This window comes from Streptomyces bambusae (genome assembly GCF_019400985.1).
GTDB classification, from domain to species: Bacteria; Actinomycetota; Actinomycetes; order Streptomycetales; family Streptomycetaceae; genus Streptomyces; species Streptomyces bambusae_A.
Genome location: NZ_WTFF01000375.1, coordinates 1 through 6,626, shown reverse-complemented (window position 1 = coordinate 6,626; position 6,626 = coordinate 1). Strand labels below are relative to the sequence as shown.

Here is a 6,626-nt window from a genome sequence, read left to right as displayed (position 1 = left end):
GGCCCGCGCCGCGTCCTCGATCCGGCGGCGCAGCCGGACCACGCCCGGCGCGGTGGAGCCGGGCAGCAGCGGGCCCGCGTACCCGGTGAGCGCGGCCGAGACCGCGCCCGAGGCCAGCCGCCGGGACACGGCGGTGAAGTCGGCCTCCAGCGGCACGGCCGTGCGGTACGGGCGGGACAGCAGCACTCGCGGCCCGAGGAGGGCGCGTAGCCGCGACATCTCCGCGCGCAGTGTCACCGGTGACACCGCCTCGTCCTCGTACAGCGCCACCAGCAGTTCCTGCCCGGACAGGCCTTCGGGGCGGTGGGCGAGCAGCGTCATGATCTCGCTGTGCCGCCGTCCGAGCCGCACCCTCCTGCCGTCGGCCACCAGCAGTGCCTCGTCCCGGCCCAGCGCGCTCAGCGTGCCCGCCTCCTGCGGCGCGAGCGGGTCCAGCAGGGCCAGCTGGGACTCGGCCGCCCGTGCCACCGCCTGGACGAAGGCCAGCGAGTGCGGATGGGCCAGCCCGTCGCCGCCGGTGATGTCCACCGCTCCCAGGATCCGGCCGGTGCGCGGGTCCCGGACCGGCGCCGCGGCGCACGTCCACGGGTGCACCCGGCGGCTGAAGTGCTCGGGCCCGAAGACCTGCACGGGAGCCCCGACCGCCACCGCCGTGCCCGGCGCGTTGGTCCCCATCGCGGACTCCGACCAGCGCGCGCCCGGCACGAACCCCAGCCCCTCGGCGCGGGTCAGGGTCCCGGTGTCCCCCTCCACCCACAGCAGGCTGCCGCGCGCGTCGCACACCGCCAGCAGGTGCCCCTCGTGGGCCGCGAAGCTCCCCACCAGTTCCCGGAACACCGGCAGCACCCGGGCGAGCGGATGCTGCTCCCGGTAGGCGCGCACGTCTCTGCGTCCCAGGTCGAGCCGCGCGGCGCACTCCGGGCTGACGCGTGCCCGCGCACACCGCCGCCAGGACGTCGCGATGACCGACCGCACCGGGCCCTCGATGCGCCCGTCCGCCGTGAACGCGGCGTGCGCGCGCCGCAGTTCGCGCGAGCGGGCGGCCGGATCCGCCCCGACCGGCAACGCCACCGACGGATCGCCCATGCCGCCCTCCCGGAGGCCGCCGTTCCTGGAGCGCCCCATCGTCGTCCGGGCCCGGAGCCCGGGCAAGCGGTACGTCGGCCAGAACGGGAGCAGGTCCGCGCCCGCGGTCCGGTCCGGGCGGGAACGCTTCGCCGGGGCCGTGCGTTGAGGGGGTAGCAGGACGGCGCAGGAGGAGGTGTCCGCAGGATGTCGACGCGTGCAAAGGTTGCCGCGGCGGGAGTCGTGGCAGCGATCGTTTTGTTCTTGACGATCGGCTTCTGGCCAGGTCTCCTGGTCCTGATCGGTGTGCCGGCGGCCGCCTACCTGCTCCTGGACCCCTCGCAGCGGCGACGCCTGCGAGGAGTCTCGCGGAAGCAGATCGGCCGCTGACCGGCTGCTGATGGGCCACTGGCCAGTCGACCGGGCAACAGGCAACAGGGGGGACACACGCATGGGTACGGGCGCGGGCGAGAGCCGGCCGCAGGGCGAGGACCAGGGCCGGGAGCCGGGCATGGAGCCGGGCCGGGTCGTCGCCGTCAGCAGCAACGGGGAGTACTCGTTCACCAAGCCGAACCGCGAGAGCATCACGCTGCTCGCCGGGCTGGGTGTCGAGGGCGACGTCCACGCGGGGGTCACGGTCAAGCACCGCTCCCGGGTCGCCCAGGATCCGACGCAGCCCAACCTGCGCCAGGTGCACCTGATCCACTGCGAGCTGTTCGACGAGGTGGCGCGGTCCGGTCACACCGTGGCGCCCGGCCACCTCGGGGAGAACGTGACCACGCAGGGCATCGACCTGCTCTCCCTGCCCACCGGCACCCTGCTGCACCTCGGTGCGGAGGCGGTCGTGGAGGTCACCGGCCTGCGCAACCCCTGCCTGCAGATCGACGCCTTCCAGGACGGACTGCTCAAGCAGGTGGTGGGGCGTGACGAGGCGGGCCGCATCGTCCGCAAGGCCGGCATCATGGGCGTGGTCCACCAGGGCGGCACGGTCCGCCCCGGAGACCCCGTCACGATCACCCTGCCCGCGCTGCCGCACATACCGCTCGACCGCGTCTGACCACCCGACGCGGCGGCCGGACGACGACCGGACGGCCCGATGCGGCGGCCCGATGCGGCGCCCGCCCGACGCGGCGACCCGACGGCGACCACTCGACGCGGCGTGGCGACCGACGGTGATCACCCGAGGCGGCGATCCGGCGGCGACCTCCCGACGCGGCGGCCCGACCCGACGTGGCGCCCGACGACGACCGCCCGACGCGGCGCGACGGCCTGACGGCGATCACCCGAGCGCGACGGCCCGACGGCGATCACCCGAGCGCGGTGGCCCGGCGTCGACGCCGGGCCTGCGGCGGCCCCGCCCCGCCGGGCGCGCCCCGGCTCAGTAGTAGTCGCGCATCAGCTCCGTCGCCCACTCCGGCTGGCGCACCTCACCGCGCGGACCGAACTCCTCCAGGTACGGCTTGAGGTCGAGCACCGGCGTGCCGTCCACCGCGTCGAGCCCCTCCACGTGCACGTCGAGCCCGTCCACCTTCACGATCCGGCAGCGCGAGACCCCGAGCCGGTTCGGCCGGTTCTTGCCGCGCTGGGCGAAGATGCCCACCAGCGGCCAGTCCTCGTTGCCGCGCGGGTGCCGCGCGCCCGTCTCGATCCTGTCCACCGGCACCCGGTCGAAGTGGTAGACCACCTCCAGGTGCGAGAAGTCCGCCAGCCCGTACAGCGCCTCCGGCCCGAAGCGCTCCCCGTCCAGCCGGATCACCGCCGCCTCGCGTCCCCAGTCGTCGTCGGCCACCACGGTGCGGCCGCCCACGACCACACCCACCGGATCGGACTCGATCGCCATCGTGTTCCCCCTGTCCCGTTCGGGCTGCCCCGTTCAGGCTGTCCCGTTTCAGGCCGGGCGGACCGCGACGCCGTCCAGCGCCGCCAGCAGGCCCGGCAGGTCCGTCTTCCCCTCCCGGGGGACCGGAATCACCGCGCTCGGCTCCTCGTCCAGCAGGACGAAGGCGATGTCGTCGGTACGGGCCACCAGCGACCAGCCGGGCCCGTCCGCCCGCAGCGTACGCGCCTTCTCGCCGGCGAAGGCCGACCGCACCCGCCCCGGCGGCGGCGGGGTCTGCGCGTACTCCCGGGCCTCGGCCAGCGCCCGCGTCAGCCCCGCGTGCGACACCGGGGCGGCGCCGTCCGTCTCGAACCGCTCCCGCCAGTCGTCCCACTGCTGCGCGATCTGGTCCGCGCCCAGCCGCCGCTGCACCGGCCCCCACACGTCCGCGGTGGGCGGCGCCAGCGGCACCCGCCCGGTGCCGTCGGCGCCCTGCTCCGGGTCGTGCGGATCGGGGATCCCCGGCGCGGCCACCGCCAGCGCGAGCGGCCAGCCCGCCAGCGACACCACGACGGAGCGCTCGTCGGGCGAGAGGTCGTACTCCATCCCGCAGTCCCACGAGGCGATGGCGATCGCGACGAGCGAGACGTCGTCGACGACCACGGTCCAGCGGGCGCCCTCCTCGTCCTGGCCCAGCACCAGCCCGTACCCGTCCGGCAGCGGATCCACGCCGAGCTGCGCGCAGGCCTCCGGATAGTCGTCGCCCAGGACGCTCGGGAACTGCGCGGGGGTCAGCAGTACGGCGGACAGTACGTACAGCGATCCGCCGGCCTCGTCATCGGACACGCGCCCTCCTGGTGCACTCTCGTCGGCGCACCCTAACCACCCGGTAACCCGGACGTCGAGAGCCCGCGGGGCCCGATTTCCAAGGCCGCCACCTGCACGTAGAGTTGGCAGCCCGCCACAGAAAGGGATGCCCGGTGCAGCGTTACGACCGGCTGAAGAAGATCCTCTCCCTCGATCCGGACCAGGACTTCCTCGCCATCTACCGGCTCACCGCCACCTACGAGTTCCCCTGGGACTTCACCCGCGCCCTGGAGCTCGCCCTCTACCGCACGTACGCCGTCCCCAGCATCGGACGACTGCTGGCCGAGACCGCCGAGTTCACCGACCGCACGCAGAAGCGCTACGACGACACCGCCCTCCTCCTCGACGCGGTGGTGGAGCACGGCTTCGACAGCGACATCGGCCGCACCGCGATCCGCCGCGTCAACCAGATGCACCGCAGCTACGACATCACCAACGAGGACATGCGGTACGTCCTGTGCACGTTCGTGGTGATTCCGAAGCGCTGGTTGGACGACTACGGCTGGCGGCCGCTGACCCGCCACGAGCAGCGCGCCTCCGCGAACTACTACACCACCCTCGGCCGCCACATGGGCATCCAGGACATCCCGGGCTCCTACGAGGAGTTCGAATCCACCCTGAACGCCTACGAAAAGGAGCATTTCGGCTGGGACGAGGGCGGCCGCAAGGTCGCCGACGCCACGCTCGACCTCATGGCCTCCTGGTACCCGGCCCCGCTCGCCCCGCTGGTGCGCGGCGCGGCCCTCGCGCTGCTGGACGAGCCGCTGCTGCGGGCCTTCCGCTTCGACGCTCCGGACCCGCGGGTGCGGCGGCTGGTGCACGGTGTGCTGAAGCTGCGCGGGCGGGCGGTACGACTGCTCCCGCCGCGCTCGGCCCCGCACTACGGGCGCCAGAACCCGGAGATCAAGGGTTACCCCGACGGCTACGACGTCGGCGAGCTGGGCACCTTCCCGGTCCCGGGCAAGGGCGGCTGCCCCGTCCCGCACCCGCGCCGCGCGGCGGGCGCCGACGCGCAGCAGTAGCTGCCGCGCGCCGGCAGTCGGCCGGCCGGCCGCGGCCGGAGCCGTACGCCGCCCGGCCGGGGCGAGGTACGGCCGGGGCGACGTACGGTCGGGGCGATGTACGGCCGTGTCGTACAGCTGGGCCGTACGGTCAGGCCCGGCGCTCGGCGAGCGCCAGGAAGCGGGCGTCCTCGTCCACGTACGAGGTCAGCTCCCAGCCCGAACCCGCCAGCAGCGGCCGGAGGTTGGGCTCGGCCCGCAGGTCGTCCGGGGTGATCTGCCGCCCGTGGCGCGCCGCCAGTGCGGCGCGCCCGATCGGGTGGAACAGCGCCAGCCGCCCGCCGGGCCGTACGACCCGCGCCAACTCCCGCAGGTTCTCGGGTGGATCGGGCAGGTGCGAGATGAGCCCGGCGCCGAAGACCGCGTCCAGGCAGCCGTCGCGCAGCGGCAGCCGCCCCACGTCCGTCAGGAGCAGTGTCCCGGCCTTGTCCCGCCCGGCCCGTACGGCGGCGGCGAGCATCTCGGGCGTGAGGTCGGCGCCGAGCACCTCGCCGGCCGGGCCGACGGCCTCGCGCAGCGCGGGCAGCGCCCGGCCCGTACCGCAGCCCGCGTCGAGGACCCGGTCCCCCGGCCGCAGCCCGAGGTCCGCGACCGCGGCGGCGTACGCGGGGCCGTCGTCGGGGAACCGGGTGTCCCAGTCGGCGGCGCGGGCACCGAAGAACTCCTGCACTTTGGTGGGGTCATCGCTCATGCGCCCATGATCCCCCAAGATCCCGTCGGAGGTCCCTGCACACCGTGTGCACGATGCCACCGCGTGTGATCGGATGCGAACGTATCCGTGTCATATTCCATCAGCTTTCGAAATGCTCCCCTTGTTCGCCCCCTCACCCGGACTAGCGTCCCCGGGTCATGGGACACCTGGACCACGCCGCCTATGGCTGGCTGACCCCCGTACTGTCGTACGTGATGGCGTCGATCGGCGCCGCCCTCGGGCTGCGCTGCACCGTTCGCGCGCTGGCCGCCACCGGATCCTCCCGCCGCAACTGGCTGATCACCGCGGCCTCCGCCATCGGCACCGGCATCTGGACGATGCACTTCGTCGCGATGCTCGGCTTCCACGTCGCCGGCACCGAGATCCACTACGACGTGCCGCTGACCATCCTCAGCCTGCTCGTCGCCGTCCTCGTGGTCGGCGCCGGGGTCTTCGCCGTCGGCTACGGCCGGGACCGCGGCCGGGCCCTCGTCCTCGGCGGCCTCACCACCGGCCTCGGCGTCGCGAGCATGCACTACCTCGGCATGGCGGCCCTGCGCCTGCACGGGCGCATCTCGTACGACCCGCTGACCGTCGGCCTGTCCGTGGCCATCGCCGTCGTGGCCGCCACGGCGGCCATGTGGGCCGCGCTCAACATCAAATCCCTGGCCGCCGTCGCCGTCGCCTCGCTCGTCATGGGCGCCGCGGTCAGCAGCATGCACTACACCGGCATGACGGCCGTCGCCGTACGCGTCACCCCGTCCGACGCGGGCCTGCCGGGCGCCACCGCCCTGCAGTTCATCTTCCCCCTCGCCGTCGGCCTCGGCTCGTACCTGTTCATCACCGCCGCGTTCGTCGCCCTCTCCCCGACCGCCGACGAGCGCGCCGCCTCCGCCTTCGCCCGCAGCCTCGGCGAGCGCGCCACCGCCTCTGGCTGACCGCCCCGCACCTGGAAGCCGACCGTCCCGCACCCGGAAGCCCACTGCCCCGCACCCGGAACGAGGAGCCCATGCGCACACCCCGCAGGACCCCGGACACCCCGGCGTCCCGGCTGCCCGAGCCCCCGGCGCGCGGCCGCCGGGCGCACGCCGGGCCGCCGGCCGACGAGGACCCGGCGCAGACG

Annotated in this window: 8 protein-coding genes; 4 read left to right on the top strand and 4 right to left on the bottom strand. The window is 74.4% G+C overall.

The window, feature by feature from the left end:
- Positions 1-1,086, bottom strand: a 1,086-nt coding sequence (locus GPJ59_RS31830) for a GAF domain-containing protein (protein ID WP_219671391.1), incomplete at its 3' end; no start/stop codon positions are given.
- Positions 1,087-1,272: 186 nt separating this feature from the next.
- On the opposite strand from GPJ59_RS31830, the gene GPJ59_RS31825 reads away from it, so the two are divergent.
- Together GPJ59_RS31825 and GPJ59_RS31820 are read left to right on the top strand one after the other, a co-directional pair.
- Entirely contained in the window at positions 1,273-1,455 is a 183-nt protein-coding gene (locus tag GPJ59_RS31825) for a hypothetical protein (protein ID WP_219671390.1), read from the top strand.
- A gap of 121 nt (positions 1,456-1,576) precedes the next feature.
- A complete protein-coding gene (locus GPJ59_RS31820) occupies positions 1,577-2,122 on the top strand; it encodes an MOSC domain-containing protein (protein ID WP_219671392.1) in 546 nt (181 codons plus the stop codon).
- Between the two features lie 321 nt (positions 2,123-2,443).
- On the opposite strand, the gene GPJ59_RS31815 is transcribed toward GPJ59_RS31820, so the two are convergent.
- On the bottom strand, positions 2,444-2,905 hold the full coding sequence (locus tag GPJ59_RS31815; RefSeq protein ID WP_219671389.1) for an SAM-dependent methyltransferase: 462 nt from the start codon (positions 2,903-2,905) through the stop codon (positions 2,444-2,446).
- Positions 2,906-2,953: 48 nt separating this feature from the next.
- Positions 2,954-3,730 carry a hypothetical protein gene (locus GPJ59_RS31810; protein ID WP_219671388.1) on the bottom strand — a complete coding sequence of 259 codons (777 nt, stop codon included), beginning with the start codon at positions 3,728-3,730 and terminating at the stop codon, positions 2,954-2,956.
- Between the two features lie 134 nt (positions 3,731-3,864).
- Between GPJ59_RS31810 and GPJ59_RS31805 the strand changes: the two genes are divergently transcribed.
- Positions 3,865-4,773: an oxygenase MpaB family protein gene (locus tag GPJ59_RS31805; RefSeq protein ID WP_219671387.1), complete on the top strand. Its 909-nt coding sequence runs from the start codon at positions 3,865-3,867 to the stop codon at positions 4,771-4,773.
- Positions 4,774-4,903: 130 nt separating this feature from the next.
- On the opposite strand, the gene GPJ59_RS31800 is transcribed toward GPJ59_RS31805, so the two are convergent.
- Positions 4,904-5,503 (bottom strand): class I SAM-dependent methyltransferase, encoded by a 600-nt coding sequence (locus tag GPJ59_RS31800; RefSeq protein WP_219671386.1) that lies wholly within the window; start codon positions 5,501-5,503, stop codon positions 4,904-4,906.
- A gap of 158 nt (positions 5,504-5,661) precedes the next feature.
- Between GPJ59_RS31800 and GPJ59_RS31795 the strand changes: the two genes are divergently transcribed.
- A complete protein-coding gene (locus GPJ59_RS31795) occupies positions 5,662-6,441 on the top strand; it encodes an MHYT domain-containing protein (protein WP_219671385.1) in 780 nt (259 codons plus the stop codon).
- Positions 6,442-6,626: the final 185 nt, after the last annotated feature.

Bases quoted from the DNA above. Each gene is read 5' to 3' on its own strand.
- GPJ59_RS31825 (WP_219671390.1), top strand. From the start codon at position 1,273: ATGTCGACGCGTGCAAAGGTTGCCGCGGCGGGAGTCGTGGCAGCGATC.
- GPJ59_RS31820 (WP_219671392.1), top strand. From the start codon at position 1,577: ATGGAGCCGGGCCGGGTCGTCGCCGTCAGCAGCAACGGGGAGTACTCG.
- GPJ59_RS31815 (WP_219671389.1), bottom strand. From the start codon at position 2,905: ATGGCGATCGAGTCCGATCCGGTGGGTGTGGTCGTGGGCGGCCGCACC.
- GPJ59_RS31800 (WP_219671386.1), bottom strand. From the start codon at position 5,503: ATGAGCGATGACCCCACCAAAGTGCAGGAGTTCTTCGGTGCCCGCGCC.
- GPJ59_RS31795 (WP_219671385.1), top strand. From the start codon at position 5,662: ATGGGACACCTGGACCACGCCGCCTATGGCTGGCTGACCCCCGTACTG.